The 19,111-nt window shown below is 65.8% G+C and carries 19 protein-coding genes; 17 read left to right on the top strand and 2 right to left on the bottom strand.

Annotated features, from left to right (window positions below; genetic code table 11):
• Positions 1-48 precede the first annotated feature (48 nt).
• Together serS and FYJ28_RS09605 are read left to right on the top strand one after the other, a co-directional pair.
• A complete protein-coding gene (gene serS, locus FYJ28_RS09610; RefSeq protein ID WP_326831632.1) occupies positions 49-1,320 on the top strand; it encodes a serine--tRNA ligase in 1,272 nt (423 codons plus the stop codon).
• A 136-nt stretch (positions 1,321-1,456) separates the two neighbouring features.
• Positions 1,457-2,302, top strand: a complete 846-nt coding sequence (locus FYJ28_RS09605; protein ID WP_154579129.1) for an HAD family hydrolase — start codon at positions 1,457-1,459, stop codon at positions 2,300-2,302.
• 5 nt (positions 2,303-2,307) lie between these two features.
• On the opposite strand, the gene FYJ28_RS09600 is transcribed toward FYJ28_RS09605, so the two are convergent.
• A complete protein-coding gene (locus FYJ28_RS09600; RefSeq protein WP_229780378.1) occupies positions 2,308-2,967 on the bottom strand; it encodes a hypothetical protein in 660 nt (219 codons plus the stop codon).
• Positions 2,968-3,087: 120 nt separating this feature from the next.
• Positions 3,088-3,633, bottom strand: a complete 546-nt coding sequence (locus FYJ28_RS09595) for an inorganic diphosphatase (RefSeq protein ID WP_055240519.1) — start codon at positions 3,631-3,633, stop codon at positions 3,088-3,090.
• A 254-nt stretch (positions 3,634-3,887) separates the two neighbouring features.
• Between FYJ28_RS09595 and dacB the strand changes: the two genes are divergently transcribed.
• From dacB to lysS, 15 genes are all read left to right on the top strand, one after another.
• Positions 3,888-5,306 (top strand): D-alanyl-D-alanine carboxypeptidase/D-alanyl-D-alanine endopeptidase, encoded by a 1,419-nt coding sequence (gene dacB / locus FYJ28_RS09590; protein WP_195840641.1) that lies wholly within the window; start codon positions 3,888-3,890, stop codon positions 5,304-5,306.
• A 71-nt stretch (positions 5,307-5,377) separates the two neighbouring features.
• Positions 5,378-6,520, top strand: coding sequence for a zinc-dependent metalloprotease (locus tag FYJ28_RS09585; protein WP_154579127.1), 1,143 nt, complete (start codon positions 5,378-5,380; stop codon positions 6,518-6,520).
• Positions 6,521-6,605: 85 nt separating this feature from the next.
• Positions 6,606-7,670, top strand: coding sequence for a tRNA lysidine(34) synthetase TilS (tilS, locus tag FYJ28_RS09580; protein ID WP_154579219.1), 1,065 nt, complete (start codon positions 6,606-6,608; stop codon positions 7,668-7,670).
• Positions 7,671-7,705: 35 nt separating this feature from the next.
• Positions 7,706-8,257, top strand: coding sequence for a hypoxanthine phosphoribosyltransferase (gene hpt, locus FYJ28_RS09575; protein WP_055240523.1), 552 nt, complete (start codon positions 7,706-7,708; stop codon positions 8,255-8,257).
• Between the two features lie 267 nt (positions 8,258-8,524).
• Positions 8,525-10,591 carry an ATP-dependent zinc metalloprotease FtsH gene (ftsH, locus tag FYJ28_RS09570; protein ID WP_055240524.1) on the top strand — a complete coding sequence of 689 codons (2,067 nt, stop codon included), beginning with the start codon at positions 8,525-8,527 and terminating at the stop codon, positions 10,589-10,591.
• A 73-nt stretch (positions 10,592-10,664) separates the two neighbouring features.
• Entirely contained in the window at positions 10,665-11,282 is a 618-nt protein-coding gene (folE, locus tag FYJ28_RS09565; protein WP_404320977.1) for a GTP cyclohydrolase I FolE, read from the top strand.
• Positions 11,283-11,291: 9 nt separating this feature from the next.
• Positions 11,292-12,197 carry a dihydropteroate synthase gene (folP, locus tag FYJ28_RS09560; protein ID WP_055240525.1) on the top strand — a complete coding sequence of 302 codons (906 nt, stop codon included), beginning with the start codon at positions 11,292-11,294 and terminating at the stop codon, positions 12,195-12,197.
• A 2-nt stretch (positions 12,198-12,199) separates the two neighbouring features.
• Complete coding sequence (gene folB / locus FYJ28_RS09555; RefSeq protein ID WP_235472042.1) at positions 12,200-12,592, top strand: dihydroneopterin aldolase; 393 nt, start codon at positions 12,200-12,202, stop codon at positions 12,590-12,592.
• A complete protein-coding gene (gene folK, locus FYJ28_RS09550) occupies positions 12,589-13,083 on the top strand; it encodes a 2-amino-4-hydroxy-6-hydroxymethyldihydropteridine diphosphokinase (protein WP_055240526.1) in 495 nt (164 codons plus the stop codon). The genes folB and folK overlap by 4 nt, the downstream gene beginning before the upstream one ends.
• A gap of 7 nt (positions 13,084-13,090) precedes the next feature.
• Positions 13,091-13,576 (top strand): DUF3180 domain-containing protein, encoded by a 486-nt coding sequence (locus tag FYJ28_RS09545; RefSeq protein WP_055240527.1) that lies wholly within the window; start codon positions 13,091-13,093, stop codon positions 13,574-13,576.
• A complete protein-coding gene (locus FYJ28_RS09540) occupies positions 13,569-14,081 on the top strand; it encodes a PH domain-containing protein (protein ID WP_154579126.1) in 513 nt (170 codons plus the stop codon). Before FYJ28_RS09545 ends, FYJ28_RS09540 begins: the two co-directional genes overlap by 8 nt.
• Entirely contained in the window at positions 14,078-15,739 is a 1,662-nt protein-coding gene (locus FYJ28_RS09535; protein ID WP_326831631.1) for a PH domain-containing protein, read from the top strand. The genes FYJ28_RS09540 and FYJ28_RS09535 overlap by 4 nt, the downstream gene beginning before the upstream one ends.
• Positions 15,726-16,634, top strand: a complete 909-nt coding sequence (locus FYJ28_RS09530; RefSeq protein WP_055240529.1) for a Rossmann-like and DUF2520 domain-containing protein — start codon at positions 15,726-15,728, stop codon at positions 16,632-16,634. Before FYJ28_RS09535 ends, FYJ28_RS09530 begins: the two co-directional genes overlap by 14 nt.
• An 11-nt stretch (positions 16,635-16,645) precedes the next feature.
• The gene (gene panC, locus FYJ28_RS09525) at positions 16,646-17,521 is read left to right on the top strand and encodes a pantoate--beta-alanine ligase (protein WP_152969923.1); all 876 of its coding nucleotides are present in this window, start codon (positions 16,646-16,648) and stop codon (positions 17,519-17,521) included.
• 131 nt (positions 17,522-17,652) lie between these two features.
• Entirely contained in the window at positions 17,653-19,107 is a 1,455-nt protein-coding gene (gene lysS, locus FYJ28_RS09520) for a lysine--tRNA ligase (RefSeq protein WP_154579215.1), read from the top strand.
• The last annotated feature ends 4 nt before the right edge of the window (positions 19,108-19,111 follow it).

Here is a 19,111-nt window from a genome sequence, read left to right as displayed (position 1 = left end):
GGGGTGCAGCGTGCGGGCCGGACACAGTGTTTTCGGTACTCTTGAGACGTGATCGATGTAAATGAGCTGCGAGAAAATCCTGAGAAGTTCCGAGCATCCCAGCGCGCACGGCTGGCCGAGCCGGAGCTGGTGGACGCGATCATTTCCGCGGATGCCCGCCGGCGCGAGGCCCGTACCCGCTATGAGACGCTGCGGGCCGAGCAGAATGCCTTTGGCAAACGCGTCGCCCAGGCCAAGGGCGAAGAGAAGCAGGCGCTGCTGGCCGAAGTGAAGGAGCTGGCCGCTGCGGTCAAGGCTGCCGGCGCCGAAGCCGACGCTGTGCAGGCTGAGCAGGAAGGGCTGGTCCGCCGCGTTGCCAACGTCGTTGAAGACGGCGTGCCGGCAGGCGGCGAGGATGACTTCACCGTGCTGAAGACCATCGGCAAGCCCCGGGACTTCGAGGCCGAAGGCTTCACTCCCAGGGACCATCTGGAACTGGGTGAGCTGCTCGGTGCGATCGACATGGAGCGCGGTGCCAAGGTGTCCGGCTCCCGTTTCTATTTCCTGCGCGGTGTAGGCGCCCGCCTGGAGCTGGCCCTGCTGCAGATGGCCATGGACCAGGCTGTGAAGGCCGGCTTTGTCCCCATGATCACCCCCACACTGGTCCGTCCCGAGACCATGCAGGGCACCGGATTCGACGTCGCGCACGACGCCGAGATCTACCGTCTCGCCGAAGACGACCTCTACCTGGTGGGAACCTCCGAGGTGCCGCTGGCCGGATACCACGCAGACGAGATCCTTGACCTCAGCAAGGGGCCGGTGCGCTACGCCGGCTGGTCCTCCTGCTACCGCCGCGAGGCCGGTTCCCACGGCAAGGACACGCGCGGAATCATCAGGGTGCACCAGTTCAACAAGGTTGAAATGTTCACCTACACCACCACCGAGGAAGCTGCCGCAGAGCACCAGCGGCTGCTTGCCTGGGAAGAGGAAATGCTCGCGAAGGTGGAGCTGCCCTACCGCGTCATTGAAACGGCGGCCGGAGACCTCGGCATGTCCGCCGCCCGCAAGTATGACTGCGAGGCATGGGTTCCCACCCAGAACGCCTACCGCGAACTGACCTCCACGTCGAACTGCACCACCTTCCAGGCACGCCGGCTGAACATCCGCGAACGCCACGACGGCAAGACCCGCGCCGTCGCCACTCTGAACGGCACCCTGGCGACCACCCGCTGGATCGTGGCCATTCTGGAGCACCACCAGAACCCGGACGGTTCGGTCAACGTTCCCAAGGCGCTGCAGCCCTACCTGGGTGGAATGGAAGTCCTGCCCGTCCAGCAGTAGCTTCCTCCAGCAGGTACGCGCTGCCCCTGCCTTTTTGGCAGGGGCAGTGTGCGTTGAAGGAACAGTTCACCCCCTGTTTGCCCAAAGTGTGAATCGCGTCCTACCGGGATTTACCGGTGTCTGTTTAAATGAGTCGATGACAACTCTCACCTCAGCCGGCATCGAAGACCGGTTCAACTCAGACAGTAAGCACCTCATCGCCCTGGACGTCGACGGAACCCTGGTGGACCACGACGGACACATGTCCCCGAACGTCCGCTCCGCGGCGAAGGACGCCATCGGCGCAGGCCACCACCTGGTCGTTTCGACCGGCCGGTCCTTCGGCGCGGCGCTGCCCGTACTCGAGAACATCGGACTGACCGAAGGCTTCACCGTGTGCTCCAACGGCGGCGTGACCCTGCATGTGGACACCTCACTCCCCGACGGCTATGAAATTGTGGACCGGGTGGTTTTCGACCCGCGCCCTGCACTCGATGCCCTGAGGGTGGAACTGCCCACGGCCAAGTTCGCGCTTGAAGACCACGAGGGCCGCTTCCTCTCGACCGAACGCTTCCAGGATGCCAGCTTCGGTGCCGAGGCCAAGGCCGTGGATTTCGAATTCCTGCGTGAATGCAGGGCAGTCCGCGTGGTTGTTTTCAGCACTGACAGCACGGCCGAGGAATTCGGCCAGGCCGTGGAGTCCATCGGGCTGCACGGCGTGACCTACTCCGTGGGCTGGACAGCATGGCTGGACATCGCCGCAGCCGGGGTCACAAAGGCATCCGCGCTGGAGCAGGTCCGCCGCAGGCTGGACATCGATCCGATGCACACCGTGGCCGTCGGCGACGGGCGCAATGACATCGAGATGCTCTCCTGGGCTGCCCGCGGCGTCGCCATGGGCCAGTCGCCCGGCGAGGTTGTCGCCGCTGCCTCCGAGGTCACGGGATCGGTCTATGAAGACGGCGCCGCCGCCGTGCTCCGCAGCCTGATCGCAGCGCGCTGAGTTCCTTACCGCGCTGAGTACGGCAGGGGTGCAGGTGGCAGCGAAGCCGGTCCGGCTACCAGGTCCAGCAGACGGGCCGCCGCCGGACGGGTAGCCCACTCCTCCACCCAATGGGAGCGCACCACTGCCTTGCTGACGGCCTGTGCGGTGATGCCGAGTTCTTCGGCAACGTACTTCTGCTGGCCCCTGGCCCCGGGCGTCATGAGGTCCAGGACCTTCCACTCGGCTGCCGTGCGGCTGGCTACTATCTGGCCAAGCAGGCGCAGGACCGCTTCCGCCTCAGCGGCCACCTCGGCGTCGGGCCCCTCAACCGCAAGCGGAATGCGGTCCCCGGTGCGCTGGGCGCGTTCGACGGCGCGCCGGGCGTACACCAGCCCGAATCCTTCCGCCTCCAGCACCGCGGAGGGCAGCGGCCGGCGGAGTTCGCCGACGCCGATTCCCACGTTCCAGCGCCGGGCGCGGACCGCCACCAGTGCAGCCTCAACGGCAGCCGAAGGGTGGGCCAGGATGCCCTGGGCTTCATCGCCCACGGAACGCTGGAAATCCACGGCAGCAGGAATGTGCCGCAGGGAGCGCAGCAGGTCCGGTACCTGGTCTCCCACCTCGCGGGTGTCCCGCTGGTTGATGGTCAGCACAAAATGCATGGCATCAGCATGCCAGAGCATCCCGCGAATCAACCCATATCGGTTGACCGGGCGTGCCGCGCCCCACGAGATAACAGAAACTGCACGTACCAGCGCTGGTACGTGCAGTTTCTGTTATCTCGATTGGTGAGGAGCTGCCCCTTAGTTGTTCTCGGGGCTTGCGTCGACGTCGCGGCCCTGGGGCTCGTCCTCTTCGCTCGCTTCGCCCTGTGCCTTGAAGCGTGCCAGCGAGGCCTCAACTTCAGCCTCGGCTGCTTCGCGGCCTTCCCAGTCAGCGGCCTCTACCCATTTGCCGGGCTCCAGGTCCTTGTACTTGGTGAAGAAGTGCTTGATCTCGTCCAGGAGGAAGTCCGAAACGTCGGAGATGTCCTTGATGTGGTCAAAGCGGGCATCAGTGGGGACGCAGAGAACCTTTGCGTCTCCGCCGCCGTCATCAACCATGTTGAAGACGCCGATCGGGCGGGATTCAACCAGCACACCCGGAATCAGGTCGAAGTCCTGGAGCATCACCATGGCGTCCAGCGGATCGCCGTCCTCACCCAGGGTGTTTTCGAAGTAGCCGTAGTGCGTCGGGTACTGCATGGAGGTGAACAGCACACGGTCCAGGCGCAGGCGGTGCGTCTCATGGTCAATTTCGTACTTGACGCGGGATCCCTTGGGGATCTCGATCGTTACGTCGAGTTTCATAACGGCTCCTTGGGTGCGGCCCTCGGAAAGGGCCGCTGAAACGGACAGATGGTTCGTGCAAATCGTGAGTGGGCGCAGCCGGAATCCCCGTCCATTTGGGAATGTCCGTTTGGCTCACTGCGCCGGTCTAGTGTTAAAGATATATGTCCCGAGGCCCTGCCGGGTTTTCCGGCACTGGCTGTTGCCTCACAGTGCCTCCCTGCGGACCCGCGGCACAGTATCGAATACACGGACCGAAAAGGAATGGGTGGCTCTTGGCGAGGATCATCTCCGGCGTTGCCCTGGTGCTCGCCTTCGCCGTACTCCTGGTTCCGCTGGCCGTGTATGCCGGTCCGCCCGTGGTGAAGGCTCTTTCGGGTACACCGGCTGAACGGCAGATCGCCGTCCCTTCCTATCAGCGTCCGCCATCCGAACTCTCCCCTAATCCCGTGGTCCAGCCCCTGGACCCCGCAGCTCCGCTGCCGGACCCAGCGGCACTGGCAGCGGCGCTCGACGCCGAACTCGCCCTGGCCGGAAGCGGCACCGTCTCAGCGGTGGTGTCCGACGCGCTCACCGGGAACGTGCTTTACGAACGCGACCCGGATGCCGCAGGAATGCCGGCCTCAACACTGAAAATCCTGACGGCGGCTGCCGTGGCAGCAACGCTGGATCCCGGATCCCGGTTTGAAACGACTGTCCACGCCGCACAGTCAGGGGACGAAACGGTGCTTACGCTGCGCGGCGGCGGAGACGTTCTCCTTGGCAGCGGTGCTTCCGATGAAGACGCGGTAGTTGGCCGGGCAGGACTCACCACCCTGGCCAGGGAAGCGCTTCAGGCGATCGGAGACGGCGCCGGTACGGTGCGGGTCCAGGTCGATGACACCCTGTTCTCCGGTCCTGCGCTGTCCCCGGCCTGGAGCGAGGCCGACGTCGAAGCCGGAGAAATTGCGCCGGTCTATTCGCTGGCCGTCAATTCAGCCTGGGTGGATGAGTCGCGGCAGGCCGGCGAACGCACGGATGATGCTGCGCTGGCGGCCGGTGACGCCTTCCGCAATGCGCTGGCCTCGGCCGGGTCCGGCGCCGGAATTACGGTGGCGGACGGCGTTGAACGCGGGGCGTTGCCTTCCGGGGCCCGTGAAGTGGCCTCCGCCGAGTCTGCCACCGTGGCCGAGCAGATTCAGCAGATGCTCCTGGTCTCAGACAATTACCTGGCCGAAGCCCTGGCCCGTTCAGCTGCTGCCGCCTCCGGGCAGGAGGCGTCCTTCGAGGGGGCAGCGTCAACGGTGGCTGCTGAAGTCTCCAGGCTCGGCGTCGATACCACCGGACTGGCGCTGGCGGATGTATCAGGTCTGGCAGCTGAAAACTCAGTGACGGCGGCCCAGCTTGCCCAGACGGTCCGGAAGGTCCTGACCTCCGGAAACGAAAGCCTGCGACCAGTGTCCCGCGGACTGCCCGTTGCCGGCCTGACCGGCACACTCCAGGGCAGGTACAGTGACGGCGCCGCCGCCGGACTGGTGCGGGCAAAGACCGGCACGCTCAGTGCAGTCACGGCACTGAGCGGATACGTCACCGACGCCGACGGGCGCCTGCTCACCTTTGCCCTGGTGGCCCGGAACCTCGACGGCAACACCGCTGAAGCCCGGGGAGCCGTCGACGCCGCTGCCGCAGTTCTGGCCGGCTGCGGCTGCCGCTGACGGGCCGCGCTGAACCGGAGGATTCAGCCCGGCAGGGACACATTGAACGGTGCCTGTGATCGAATGGAGCAATGGAGAGCAACCAGCACCACCTGAGCACCTCAACCGCCGCCCGCCTGGTGAATTGGGATTTCGCCGCCGCCACGGCAGCCACCCTGGTGGCCCCCGGGCCGAAGCTGAGCCGCCGCGAAATCCAGGCCGCAGTTGCAGACCTGCGCCGGCTCGCTGACGAATCCGTCACCCACGTCCACCGCATCACCGGGCTGGACGCCGCAGAGGACCTCCGTGACTCCCAGGTCCTGATCGTGGACCGGGCGTCCTGGGCCAAGGCCAACTCGCAGAGTTTCGCTGCCCTGATGAATCCGATGCTCCAGCACCTGGCCGAGACCCGGCCCGAAGCCGTAAATGCGACCAATACGGCCGTGGCGGGCAGGCTCACCGGAGCTGAACTCGGAGCGGTGCTGGCATTCCTGGCCAGCAAGGTACTGGGCCAGTACGATCCTTTTGCCGCGCTGGCTTCGGACGATCCGTCGAAGACCGGTGGACGGCTGCTGCTGGTGGCACCAAACATCATCAGCACCGAACAGGAACTGAATGTTGAGCCTTCCGATTTCCGGCTCTGGGTGTGCCTGCACGAACAGACCCACCGTGTGCAGTTCGCTGCGGCTCCGTGGCTCCGCGACCACCTCCTCGACCAGATTCAGCTGCTGAGTACCGGACTGATGGACAAGGCGCAGAGCCTGCCGGAACGCATCAGCTCCATGGCCAAGCAGCTTTCCGCTGCCGCCTCCGGGCGGGATGAAAGCCCGGACGACGGCGTCCCGGACCGCCAGATGGACGTCCTGACCCTGCTGCAGGACCCGCAGGACAAGGCCCGCCTCTCCCACATCACCGCAGTCATGAGCCTGCTGGAGGGACACGCGAATGTTGTGATGGACGCCGTGGATGCCAGCATCATCCCCAGCGTGAAAACCATCCGCCGGCGTTTCAACGACCGCGGCGTGAACCGCGGCTGGCTGGACAAGTTCTTCCGCCGCGTCATGGGGCTGGACGCGAAGATGCGGCAGTACGCAGATGGCTCCAAATTCGTCCGGGGTGTTGTGGACAAGGTGGGAATGCCCGGCTTCAACCGTGTGTGGGAGCAGGCAGGGAACCTGCCCACCGAGGCAGAAATCCACAACCCGGATCTCTGGATCAAGCGGATGGGACTCTAGGCACTTCGTGAGCGATACACACCCCCTCGTACCGGCCGCACGCGCCCGCAGGCGGCTGAACCCCACCCTCGGCAAGGCCCGCGCCATGCTGCGGGATTTCCTTCGTGACGCCGGCCTCCCGCCGCAGCGCAGCAACCCCCATGTGCTGCTGGTAGCCTGCAGCGGCGGTCCCGATTCCCTCGCACTGGCGGAGGCGGCGTCGTTCTTCAACCGCCGGGGCGACTACACCGTAGGCGCCGCCGTGGTGGACCACGGACTCCAGCCAGGCTCGGCAGAGATTGCTGAGGCCGCCGCCGGGAAACTGCGGGGTATGGGCCTGAGCCCGGTCACCGTGCGCCGCGTCCAGGTTCCGGAATCCGGGATGGGCCCGGAAGCTGCTGCCCGCACTGTCCGCTATGAAGCGCTGGACGCGGCAGCGGAAGAGGCCGGTGCAGACGCCGTGCTGCTCGGCCACACCCTGGATGACCAGGCGGAGCAGGTGCTGCTGGGCCTTGCCCGCGGCTCCGGGACACGCTCCCTGGCCGGCATGCCCGCAAGACGCGGAATCTACCTGCGCCCCTTCCTGGGCCTGCGGCGGGAGGAAGTGGAGGAGATCTGCGCCGCCCAGGGCCTGGAACCCTGGCACGACCCGACCAACGCGGATCCTGCCTTTGCCCGCTCGCGCGTCCGGACCTCCGTGCTGCCCTTCCTGGAGAACGAACTGGGCCCTGGAATCGCCGAGGCCCTGTTCCGCAGCTCCCGGATCCTGGCCCAGGACGCCGATTTCCTGGATGCGCAGGCAGCCCGGACCTATGCGCGGCTCCGCGCTGAAGCGGCCCAAACGCCCGGAACCGACGGGCCCGCGGAGACTGAAACCCCGGCTGCGGGGGGCGAGCCGGAAGAGATCCTGCTCTCAGAGGAGTCCCTGCGGGACCTGCCTCCGGCAATGCGCCAGCGGGTCCTGGCACTCGCGGCCGCAGAGCTCGGAGCGGCCCGCCCCAGCTGGGAACGGGTGCGCGCGGTAGAGTCCCTGCTGCGGCGGGAAGGGTCCGCAGGGCCGGTCCAGCTGGCCGGCAAGGTGAGCGCTTACCGGCAGGTGCGCGGGAAGCCGGTTCCCCAAGGCGGCCCAAGCTATGGCAATCTTGTTTTTAGGAAAAAGAGCAGCGCCTAAGTCCAGCTGCAACATCTCGTACCCGGGAGCCATTCGTGGATTCACACGACGTCCAGTCAGACCTCAAACACGTTCTTTACACCAAGGAACAGATTGCCGAGCGGATCAAGGAACTGGCGGCGGAGATTGACCGCGACTACGCCGGACGCGACATCCTGCTTGTCGGCGTCCTCAAGGGTGCTGTGATGGTCATGGCTGATCTGTCCCGCGCCCTGCACAGCCACGTCTCGATGGACTGGATGGCAGTGTCCTCCTACGGCTCCGGAACCCAGTCTTCCGGCGTCGTCCGGATCCTCAAGGATCTTGAGACCGACCTGCTGGGCAAGCATGTGCTGATCGTCGAAGACATCATTGACTCCGGCCTGACCCTGTCCTGGCTGCGCACCAACCTCGAGTCCCGCGGACCGGCCAGCGTTGAAATCTGCACGCTGCTGCGCAAGCCCGACGCCGCGAAGGTCCAGATCGACGTCAAGTACGTCGGCTACGAGATCCCGAACGAATTCGTGGTCGGCTACGGCCTGGACTTCGCCGAGAGGTACCGCAACCTGGACTTCATCGGCACGCTGGCACCGCACGTTTACGAATAAAGCCGGAACCCACTTCCGCGGACCCGCTGGTTCCCGCACCGTCCACCGGTATCCTCCGGTGGACGGCCGCGGGACCAGCGGGTTTTTCACACCTCCGCCGGCATGAGTGGAATCACGCTTCCCGGATACGCCCTGAGGGAACTAAAGCGCCCTTTGGGCCGTGTGTTTCTTGGAGACGGTGTATAGCTAGACATTGCTAGCCAACGAATTTTCGCGCAGTATCAGCGTTGTTGATCAGGAGGGACGGGGCATCTGCCCTGACGACGAATGAAATCCAAGAACTTCTTCAAGGGACCGATCATTTGGATCGTGCTGGCTCTTGCCGCACTGCTGATCATCCTTCCCAACCTTGCCCCCTCCGGCGCTGCCCAGGTTGACACGAACGTGGGCCTGCAGCTGCTGCAGGACAACAAGGTGGAACAGGCGAAGATCTACGACGGCGAGCAGCGGGTGGACCTGACGCTGCGGGAACCGTATGAGGACAAGGGCGAGAACGTCCAGTTCTTCTTCGGCACCGCACGCGGCGAGGACATCGTCGAGGCCGTGAACAACTCCGACGTTGACGGCTTTACCGACCAGCCTGTCCAGACCAACTGGTTCACCAGCTTCCTGGGCCTCTTCCTGCCCATCCTCATCCTCGGCGCGATCTTCTGGTTCCTGCTCACCCGCATGCAGGGCGGCGGCTCCAAGGTCATGCAGTTCGGCAAGTCCAAGGCCAAGCTGACGAACAAGGACATGCCCCAGGTGACGTTCGCCGATGTTGCCGGCGCTGACGAAGCGGTGGAGGAACTCCACGAAATCAAGGAATTCCTGAAGGAACCCGCCAAGTTCCAGGCCGTGGGTGCCAAGATCCCCAAGGGCGTTCTGCTCTACGGCCCTCCCGGCACCGGCAAGACGCTGCTGGCCCGGGCCGTCGCCGGAGAGGCGGGCGTGCCGTTCTACTCGATTTCCGGTTCGGACTTCGTGGAGATGTTCGTCGGTGTGGGTGCTTCCCGCGTCCGCGACCTTTTCGAACAGGCCAAGAACAACGCCCCTGCCATCATCTTCGTCGACGAGATCGACGCCGTCGGCCGTCACCGCGGTGCGGGCGTGGGCGGCGGCAACGACGAACGTGAACAGACCCTGAACCAGCTGCTGGTTGAGATGGACGGCTTCGACGGCAACACGAACGTCATCCTGATCGCCGCCACCAACCGTCCGGACGTCCTGGACCCGGCGCTGCTGCGCCCGGGCCGGTTCGACCGCCAGATTGGCGTTGAGGCACCGGACATGCAGGGCCGCCTGCACATCCTGCAGGTCCATGCCAAGGGCAAGCCGATGGCTCCCGGCATCGACCTGGAGACCGTGGCCCGCAAGACCCCGGGTTTCACCGGTGCGGACCTGGCGAACGTGCTGAACGAAGCCGCCCTGCTTACGGCGCGCTCGAATGCGCAGCTGATTGACGACCGCGCGCTGGACGAGGCAATCGACCGCGTCATCGCCGGCCCGCAGAAGCGCAGCCGCGTCATGAAGGAACTGGAGCGCAAGATCACCGCGTACCACGAGGGCGGGCACGCCCTGGTTGCTGCTGCCCTGCGCAATACCGACCCGGTCACGAAGGTGACCATCCTTCCGCGCGGCCGGGCACTGGGCTACACGATGGTGCTGCCGCAGGATGACAAGTATTCGGTCACCCGAAACGAACTCCTGGACCAGCTGGCCTACGCCATGGGTGGCCGTGTGGCAGAGGAGATCGTCTTCCACGATCCGTCCACGGGTGCTTCCAATGACATTGAGAAGGCCACCTCCACGGCCCGCAAGATGGTTACCCAGTACGGAATGAGCGAGCGGATTGGTTCCGTGAAGCTCGGCTCCGGCGGCGGCGAGCCGTTCCTGGGCCGGGACATGGGCCAGGAACGCAACTACTCCGACCAGGTGGCGTACGTGGTGGATGAGGAAGTCCGGCGCCTGCTGGACAACGCCCACGACGAGGCGTACCAGATCCTCACCGAAAACAGGGATGTGCTGGACCGCCTGGCGCTTGAACTGCTGGAGCGCGAGACCCTGAACCAGCAGGAGATCGCCGAAGTGTTCCGCGACGTGCGCAAGCGCGATGTCCGTGAAGTGTGGCTCTCCAAGCCCACCCGCCCGGTGCATGACATTCCCCCGGTGGTCTCCCCGCGCGAACGCGAAGAGGCTGCAGCTGCCGGTGAACCGAACCCGGACACCGTGGCTCCGCAGGACCAGATTGCCGACGCCGATCTCCCGCAGGACTTCGACGTCTCCGGCAACGGGCTCCCGGAGCCTGAGAACAGCGGACGCGGAAGCCACACCGGCTCCGCAAACCACGAATAACCGCAGGACAGACGGCCGGAGCAGCATGCTCCGGCCGTCCGCCCGTCTCCGACGTCCACGGTAGGATCGTGCAGTGACGGATTTCGACGACGAACTGACTATGGCTGAGCTCAACGGGGCGGCCTCTGAAGTGGACCAGCCCCGCATTGAGCGCGCGGTGCGTGAAATTCTCCTGGCTATTGGAGAAGATCCGGATCGTGACGGCCTCAAGGAGACTCCTGCCCGGGTGGCCAAGTCCTACGCGGAAATCTTCGCCGGACTGCACCAGAGCCCCTCGGACCTGCTTGCCACCACCTTCGACCTGGACCATGAGGAAATGGTGCTGGTGAAGGACATCCCGTTCTACTCCACCTGCGAGCACCACCTGGTTCCCTTCCACGGTTCAGCGCACATCGGCTACATTCCGTCCCACGACGGCAAGGTCACCGGGCTGAGCAAGCTGGCCCGCCTGGTGGATGTGTACGCCCGCCGTCCCCAGGTCCAGGAACGCCTCACCACCCAGATCGTGGACGCGCTGATGGAGAACCTGCAGCCGGTTGGAGCGATCGTCGTCATTGAATGTGAACACCTCTGCATGTCCATGCGCGGCGTGCGCAAGCCCGGTGCCAAGACGGTTACCTCGGCAGTGCGCGGCCAGCTCCGCGAGACCGCCACGCGTGCAGAAGCAATGAGCCTCATACTCGGACGATAGGACGACTCGATGGATTCGCTAGCTGCCACCCCCGGAACCGGGCCCGCCACCAACCCGCTGCCGGTGATTCGTCCCGGTGCCAAGAAGCGGCGCTTCGAGGATCTCCCCACCGGGCGCACCCTGGTCATGGGGATCCTGAACGTGACCCCGGATTCCTTTAGTGACGGCGGCGAACACGCCACCACTGACGCAGCCATCCGTGCCGGCCTGAAATTGCACTACGACGGCGCGGACATCATTGACGTCGGCGGTGAATCCACCCGCCCGGACGCCGAGCGGATCACAGCCGAAGAAGAACAGCGGCGGATCCTGCCTGTGGTGGAAGCTCTGGTGAAGGCCGGTGCACTGATCAGCGTGGACACTATGAATGCCTCCACCGCCCAGAAGGCCATCGAAGCCGGGGCGGGACTGATCAATGACGTGTCCGGGCTGGAACTTGACCCGGAGATGCCTGAGCTCATTGCCCGCACCAAGGTGCCGTACGTGCTGATGCACAGCCGCGGAAGCGTCCGCACCCAGGACCCCAAGGCAAACTACGACGACGTCGTCGAAGACGTGATTACCGAGCTCACCGCGCTGCGGGACCGGTTCTACGAAGCCGGAGTGGCTCCCGAGCAGATCATCCTGGATCCGGGGCTGGGCTTCGCCAAGAACGCCGAGCATGACTGGGCGCTGCTGCGCAACGTTGACCGGCTAACCGTGCTCGGCCACCGCGTCCTCGTCGGTGCCTCCCGGAAGCGTTTCCTGGGCTCGCTCCTCACCACTGCCGGAAAGGCGGCACCGCCCGCCGAACGCGACAACGCGACGCTTGCCACCACGGCGCTGGCAGCGAGCCAGGGTGTCTGGGCGGTCCGTGTGCACGACGTCGCTGCCAACGTGGACGCGGTCAAGGTCGCGGCTGCCTGGCAGGGCTAGCCGTGGCTGACACAGCAGGCTCCCCTGCACTGCGTGACCGGATCAGGCTCTCCGGCCTGCGGGCCACCGGTTACCACGGCGTTTTTGAGCACGAGCGGCGCGACGGGCAGGAATTCACGGTCGACCTGGTCCTCTACACGGACCTCCGCCCCGCCGCCGCAGCAGACGACCTCACCCTGACGGCGCACTACGGTGAACTGGCCGAGCAGGTCTGCGCGATCATCGCCGGTGACCCGGTCAACCTGATCGAAACGCTGGCGGAACGGATCGCTGCCGCGGTGCTGGCCGGATTCAGTGTGGTCGACGCCGTTGACGTCACGGTCCACAAGCCGCACGCACCGATCACGGTGCCCTTCGCCGACGTCGAAATCCAGATCCACCGGGAACGCGCATGAACGCCGTCCGCACAGTCCTGGCGCTGGGCAGCAACCTGGGTGAATCCCGCAGCACGCTCGCCGACGCCGTCGCCGCACTCGCGGACCACCCCGCGATGAAGCTCGTGGCCGTTTCTCCCGTGGCCCGGACCCGCCCGGTTGGCGGACCGGAAGGCCAGCCGGACTACCTGAACCTGGTGGCTGAGTTCGAAACCACGCTGGATGCCCACAGCCTGCTGGACCACTGCCACGAAGTGGAGAACAGGCACCACCGCACCCGCGAGGTGCGCTGGGGGCCCCGTACGCTGGACGTGGACATCATCACCTACGGGGACCAGCGCATTTCCGACGACGTGCTCACCGTTCCGCACCCGCGGGCCGCGCAGCGCGCCTTTGTGCTTCAGCCCTGGGCATGGATGGACCCGGAGGCAGTGCTGGAGGGTGTTCCGGTGGCAGAATTGGCTGCCCGGGCCGCAGACCTTCCCGGGCTAGAGCTCTTCGAGGGGGAGTGAGGGCTTCGTGAGGAGCATCCGGTACCGCTGGCTGGCTGTCATCACCGTTTTCTTCGGCATTGCCGGCTGGCAGGTGAACGCCTGGGCTACCCGCAACGGATTCCCGGCGCCGGTACTGAACTTCACCGCGCTGCTCACCCTCGCGTTCATTGTTGGGTTCACCCTGTTCCTGGGGCTGCGGGTCCGCCGCTGGCGGGACGGAGACCGGGAAAAACCGCTGGACCCGATAGCGGCAGCCCGCACCCTTGTGCTGGCCCAGGCTACGGCCTATGCCGGGGCGCTGCTGCTCGGCTGGCACGGCGGGATCTTCCTGGACCAGCTGGGCTTATGGGAAATGCGCCCCAACCACGGCCCCACATGGGCATCGCTTGCCATCTCCGTGGGCGGAGTGATCATGATAGCTACCGGTCTGGTGGTGGAGCGGTTCTGCCGGCTGCCGCCCGAAGACAAGAACGGCGGCGAAGAAAACAACAACGGGGGAGAGTATGCATAACCAGGCGATAGATCCGCGGGGCCTGACCTGGCAGCGCGTATCCCCGCGGTACCTGACGCTGCGTGTGCTCTCACTGGCAGTTGAGGCACTCATCACGCTGGCCGTGGTGAGCGTACCGCTTGTGCTCCGCAGCCTGGATATTTGGGGCGGTTTCCCTGCCTGGATTGCGTGGGGACTGCCGGGGGTTTTCCTGGTCGGCTTTATTTGGCGCGGCGTGCTGCTGCCCCGGCAGGTCCGGGCAATCGGGTACGCCGAGCGCGGCGAGGACCTGCTGCTGCGCACCGGCATCTTCTTCCAGCGCACCCTGGTGGTCCCCTACGGCCGCATGCAGTACGTGGACGTCGCCGTCGGACCTTTTGAACGCCTCTTCGGCCTTTGCACGCTCAAGCTGCACACAGCATCCCCCGGCACCGACGCCACGATTCCCGGCCTGCCCACCGATGAAGGCGCCAGGCTGCGCGAACACCTCTCTGCGCGCGGCGAGGCGCAGCTGGCGGGACTGTGACTTCCGCACCCGGCAGCCCCGCTCCCGGCAAATCCAGCGGCAGTTCCGGCGGGGAGGAGCAGTGGCAGCGCGTCCATCCCGTTTCCCCGCTGGTCCGCGGCTGGATCGCCCTTGCCGCCGTTGCCTACGTTGTGGGCAGGGACAGCGTCGAAGCCCTGTTCCTGCGCGAAGAGCCCTCCGGCCCGCTGCCGGACGGAACGCCGCTGGCATGGGTGGTCATTGGCCTGGTCGTCCTGCTGCTCGCTATTGCTGCGGTCTTCTTCCTTTCCTGGTGGTTCACCCGCTACCAGGTCACCTCCGGTCACGTCCGCGTCCGTTCCGGCGTACTGTTCCGGCAGCACCGCCAGGCCCGCCTGGACCGGGTGCAGGCCGTGGACATTAACCAGCCGCTGCTCGCCCGCCTGTTTGGACTGGCTGAACTGCGCTTTGAAGTGGCCGACGCCGGAGAATCAGCCGTGCGCCTGTCCTTCCTTCGCCTGGATGATGCCCGGGCACTTCGCGGCACCATCCTGGCGCGGGCATCCGGAGCGGACCCCGAGGCGGACTCCGATACGGAGGCCGGGACGGAGGCCGGGACGGAGGCCGGCGGTGAAGAGACCGGCGAAGCTGCGGCAGGAACCGGAACGGCCGCATCCGCGCGCCGGCGCGGCCCGGCTGAAGCGCCCGAATATCCCGTCCTGGCCCTGGCCCCCGGCCGGGTCCTGGGGGCAACAGCACTCTCAGGGAATACCGTGGTGCTGGTCATTGGCATCATCGCGGTGCTCATCCTTACGTTTGCAACCGGAGAAGGCGTCTCCCTGGCAGCATTCATTCCGCTGGGCCTGGCTGTGGTGGGCGGCTACTGGTCCATGCTGAACACCTCCTGGAACTTCCGCGCTGCCGTTTCCCGCGACGGCGTCCGCCTCCGTTACGGACTCCTGGACACCCGCACGCAGACTGTTCCGCCAGGGCGGATCCAGGCCGTGGCCGTCACGCAGCCGTTGCTCTGGCGTATTACGGGCTGGTACCGGATCTCCGTCAACGTGGCCGGCTACGGTGCCGCTGCGGGGAACGACGGCGCTGCCCGCACCCGCCTGCTCCCGGCCGGAACGCTTGAGGAAACACTCCAGATCCTGGCCCTGGTACTGCCGAATCCGGGCACACCTGACCCGGTAGGGCTCTTCAGCGCCGGAATCGAGGGCAGCGGAACGGATCACGGGTTTACGGTTTCGCCCCGGCGCGCCCGCTGGGTGGCACCCCTGCAGTGGAGGCGCAGCGGCTATGCCCTGACTGAGACCGCCCTGCTCAGCAGGAGCGGACGGCTTTGGCGGAACCTGACTGTGGTGCCCCACGAGCGGATCCAGTCGATGGCACTGCATCAGGGGCCGCTGGCGCGGAAGCTGCGCATTGCGGATCTGCGCCTGCACTCGACACCCGGCCCGGTGTCCCCGCGGATCCGCCAGCTTGACGAAGCCGTCCTGCTGGAACTCTTTAATGAACAGTCCGTCCGGGCCGCTGACGCACGCCGCCGGGACCGCACCGAACGCTGGCTGCACCGGGAGACTGCCACCGGGCCGGCCGTGTCCGCTGCCCCGGAGGATCCCGGGACAGCAGCCCTGCCCGCCGAGGGATCGAACGCTGCACCACAGATGGAGGAAAACTGGAATGAACACCGCTGATCAGCGCAGGCGCGGCCGGCTGGGAATCGGAGTCATTGGTGCGGGAAAGGTAGGAGCCGTCCTCGGGGCGGCCCTGCGCGCGGCGGAACACGCCGTCGTCGGAGTTTCCGCAGTTTCCGACGCCAGCCGCGAACGTGCCGAGAACCTGCTGCCGGGCGTTCCGGTCCTGGAAATCCCGGACATTATTGAACGCTCCGAACTGGTGCTTCTGGCCGTGCCTGACGACGCCCTGCCGCCCCTGGTTTCCGGCCTCGCGGCCACGGGGGCCTGGCAGGCAGGTCAGCTGGTCGCCCACACCTCCGGACGCTTCGGCACCGCAGTGCTGGAACCGGCACGGCAGGCCGGAGCCATCCCGCTGGCCATACATCCCGCCATGACCTTCACCGGACTGAGCCTTGACCTCACCCGCCTGGCAGACTGTTCCTTCGGCGTGACGGCGCCCACCGCCGTCCTGCCGATCGCGCAGGCGCTGGTCGTGGAAATGGGAGCCGAACCCGTGGTGATCGACGAAGCGGACCGTGAGCTTTACCACGCAGCACTCGCCCATGCCTCCAACCATCTGGTGACTATTGCCGCCCAGTCCTCGGAACTGCTGCACGGAATCGGCGTGGAACAGCCCGAACGGCTTTTGGGTCCGCTGATGCGGGCGTCCCTTGAAAACGCGCTGGCTTCCGGGGAACACGCGCTGACCGGACCGGTTGCGCGGGGAGATACCGGCACCGTGGAGGCCCACACCCGGGCCCTGCACCGGAACGCTGCCCCGGACCTTGCTGCTGCCTACCAGGCGCTGTCCGCAGCCACCGCCCGCCGTGCAGTTGCGCGCGGTCTGCTCTCACCCGCCCAGGGAGAGAGGATAATTGAAGTACTGAATTCCGAACCCGAAGGACCCCGGTGAACCACCCCCGGTTGGCAACAACCCCCGCAGAACTTAGCAAGGCCATTACCGAGCTCCTCGAAGCCACCGGGAAGGACCGTCCCGCTTTGGGTCTTGTGCCCACCATGGGTGCACTCCACTCCGGGCACGCGGCCCTGGCCGCGGCAGCGCGTGCCGATAACGACGTCGTAGTCGCTTCCATCTTTGTAAACCCCCTGCAGTTCGACGATCCCGCCGACCTCGCCCGCTACCCGCGGACCCTGGACGCGGACCTTGAGCTGCTCGGAGAAGCCGGTGTTGACCTCGTCTTCGCACCGAGCGAAGAGACCATGTACCCGGGCGGCCTGCCCCTGGTCCGGGTGAGTTCGGGCAGTCTTGGAACCCGCTTTGAAGGAGCGGCCCGGCCCGGCCACTTTGACGGTGTGCTCACCGTGGTGGCCAAACTCTTCCACTGTGTCCAGCCGCAGGTTCCGGCAGAGTTCCGGGCCTACTTCGGGCAGAAGGACGCTCAGCAGGTAGCGCTGATCCGGCGCATGGTTGCGGACCTGAACTTCCCCGTGGACATCTACCCGGTGCCAATCGTGCGCTCAGGGGACGGCCTGGCGGAGTCCAGCCGCAATGTTTTCCTGGGCCCCGCAGACCGGGAGGCGGCACTGTCCCTTTCCAGGGCGCTGGCACAGCTGCAGGAACGCGCAGCCAGCGGCCGTCCGCTGGACCTGCCCGGCGCCGCAGCGCTCGTCTCCTCCGCCCCGGGGGTTGAACTGGACTACTTCGAGGTTGTTGATCCCCTCACACTCGATCCGCTCCCGGCCGGTGCGCAGGACGTCCTGTCCGGACCGGCGCTGGCACTGGTCGCAGCCAAGGTGGCTGGAATCCGGCTGATCGACAACGCCGAACTCCACGGCTGAGGCGCGGGGCATCCTCTGCTCTTCGGGGGTGTTGCCGGACCCGTAGTCAGGACGGTTGATCCGGCTAGGTAGACTTAAGCACCGTGACCTCCTCTAACGTCGTTCCCGAAGCAGCAGATTCCTCCGAGCAGATGCGCATCCGCGCTGAAAAGCGCGCCAAACTGCTCGAACGGGGTCAGGAAGCCTACCCCGTTGGCGTCGAGCGCACGCACTCGCTCCGGCAGGTCCGCGACAAGTTCGGCCACCTGCAGGCGGACGAAACCAGCGGTGAGACCGTGGGTGTCAGCGGCCGTGTGGTCTTTATCAGGAACACCGGAAAGCTCTGCTTTGCCACACTGCAGGAAGGGGACGGCACCCGCCTGCAGGCCATGCTCTCCCTCGCCTCCATTGGGGAAGAGTCGCTGGCTGACTGGAAGGCCATGGTGGACCTGGGTGACCACGTCTTCATTCACGGCGAAGTGATCTCCTCCCGCCGCGGCGAACTCTCCGTAATGGCGGACTCCTGGTCCATGGCCTCCAAGGCGCTGCGTCCGCTGCCCGTGCTGCACGCGGGTCTGAACGAAGAAACCCGCGTCCGCCAGCGCTACGTGGACCTGATGGTCCGGGACGAGGCGCGGGACATGGTCTACAAGCGGGCCTCGATCATCCGCGCCGTCCGCGACACCCTGCACAGCCACGGGTACGTGGAAGTTGAAACTCCCATGCTGCAGCTTATTCACGGCGGTGCCGCTGCCCGCCCGTTTGAAACGCACCTGAACGCCTTCGACCAGCCGATGACTCTGCGCATCGCCACCGAGCTGTACCTCAAGCGTGCGGTTGTCGGCGGCATCGAACGGGTCTATGAGCTTGGACGGATCTTCCGGAACGAAGGTGTTGACTCCACGCACAGCCCCGAATTCACCACCCTGGAATGCTACGAGGCCTACGCCGACCAGTACGTGATGGCCGATCGGATCAAGGAGATCATCCTGAACGCGGCCGATGCGGCCGGGAGCCGGCAGATTGAAACCGAGGCCGGAACCATTGACCTGGACGGGGAATGGCGCTGGCTCTCCGTATACCCGGGCCTGTCAGAGGCTGTGGGTGAAGAAATCACCCCGGATACTGACGCTGAGGCCCTGCGCGCACTGGCGGACAAGCACGGCGTAAAGGTTGATCCGAAGTGGGATGCTGAAAAGCTGGTCATTGAGCTGTTCGGCGAGATTGTTGAGCCGACCCTGCTGCAGCCCACCTTCGTCTATGACTACCCGCCGTCGGCGCAGCCCCTGGCCCGCCCGCACCGCGAAGATCCCCGCCTGATCGAGGCCTGGGACCTGATCATCGGCGGCATGGAGCGCGGTACGGCCTTCTCCGAGCTCATCGATCCGGTGATCCAGCGTGAGCGCCTTACTGAGCAGTCGCGCCGCGCTGCTGCCGGCGATGACGAAGCCATGGCATTGGATGAAGACTTCCTCCGGGCACTTGAATACGGTGCACCCCCCATGGGCGGGATCGGCCTGGGCATCGACCGCCTGGTGATGCTTTTCACGAACGCAGGAATTAGGGAAACAATTTTGTTCCCCCTGCTAAAGCCTGAAGTGGGTTAGGAAC

Source organism: Arthrobacter sp. BL-252-APC-1A, from assembly GCF_009696625.1.
GTDB lineage: Bacteria > Actinomycetota > Actinomycetes > Actinomycetales > Micrococcaceae > Arthrobacter_B.
This window is presented reverse-complemented; position numbering and strand designations above follow the sequence as displayed.

What these genes read in the sequence shown, in the direction of transcription:
- folK (WP_055240526.1), top strand. Translation starts at nt 12,589, where the DNA reads ATGAACGCCGTCCGCACAGTCCTGGCGCTGGGCAGCAACCTGGGTGAA.
- FYJ28_RS09530 (WP_055240529.1), top strand. Translation starts at nt 15,726, where the DNA reads ATGAACACCGCTGATCAGCGCAGGCGCGGCCGGCTGGGAATCGGAGTC.
- lysS (WP_154579215.1), top strand. Translation starts at nt 17,653, where the DNA reads ATGCGCATCCGCGCTGAAAAGCGCGCCAAACTGCTCGAACGGGGTCAG.
- FYJ28_RS09595 (WP_055240519.1), bottom strand. Translation starts at nt 3,633, where the DNA reads ATGAAACTCGACGTAACGATCGAGATCCCCAAGGGATCCCGCGTCAAG.
- FYJ28_RS09605 (WP_154579129.1), top strand. Translation starts at nt 1,457, where the DNA reads ATGACAACTCTCACCTCAGCCGGCATCGAAGACCGGTTCAACTCAGAC.
- FYJ28_RS09585 (WP_154579127.1), top strand. Translation starts at nt 5,378, where the DNA reads ATGGAGAGCAACCAGCACCACCTGAGCACCTCAACCGCCGCCCGCCTG.
- FYJ28_RS09540 (WP_154579126.1), top strand. Translation starts at nt 13,569, where the DNA reads ATGCATAACCAGGCGATAGATCCGCGGGGCCTGACCTGGCAGCGCGTA.
- tilS (WP_154579219.1), top strand. Translation starts at nt 6,606, where the DNA reads ATGCTGCGGGATTTCCTTCGTGACGCCGGCCTCCCGCCGCAGCGCAGC.
- folP (WP_055240525.1), top strand. Translation starts at nt 11,292, where the DNA reads ATGGATTCGCTAGCTGCCACCCCCGGAACCGGGCCCGCCACCAACCCG.
- ftsH (WP_055240524.1), top strand. Translation starts at nt 8,525, where the DNA reads ATGAAATCCAAGAACTTCTTCAAGGGACCGATCATTTGGATCGTGCTG.
- FYJ28_RS09600 (WP_229780378.1), bottom strand. Translation starts at nt 2,967, where the DNA reads ATGCTCTGGCATGCTGATGCCATGCATTTTGTGCTGACCATCAACCAG.